This is a genomic window from Kineosporia sp. NBRC 101731, assembly GCF_030269305.1.
GTDB lineage: Bacteria > Actinomycetota > Actinomycetes > Actinomycetales > Kineosporiaceae > Kineosporia.
Genome location: NZ_BSTC01000050.1, coordinates 1 through 465, shown reverse-complemented (window position 1 = coordinate 465; position 465 = coordinate 1). Strand labels below are relative to the sequence as shown.

The 465-nt window shown below is 67.7% G+C and carries 1 pseudogene; it reads left to right on the top strand.

Annotated elements, in window-relative coordinates:
- Positions 1–465 (top strand): annotated as a pseudogene (locus QSK05_RS36050) (hypothetical protein); the annotation flags it as partial.

Below are 465 nucleotides of genomic sequence, written 5' to 3'. Positions count from 1 at the left end.
GATGCGGCCGACAACTCCGAGACACCGAAGTCATCCGCCATCCCCAGCTCGTTCGCTCCACCGGCCCTGACCGGCGACTGTGTCCTGGGCTGGTGGCTGCCACCAGCACTTCCCACACAGCAGGGCCACAAGCCTCACCTGGTCGTCACCATCAGCGCCGAGACCCTGAAAGGAACCGACGACCTCCCCGGAGAGCTCCAACGCTACGGCGCCATCCCCGCCGACCTGGCCCGCGAAATAGCCCGCCAAGCAGGCCGGGTCACCGTCATCCCCATCACCAGCGCCAGCACCAGTACCAGCGCCAGCACCAGTACCGGCACCGGCACCGGCACCAGCAACGGCCCAGCACACGGACCGGGCGACCAAGCCAACTGCACCGAACCATCACCCCGCTACAAACCCCGCCAGAGCGTCATCGACCACGTCCTGGGACGCTTCCAACGATGCGTGCACCCCGGCTGCACC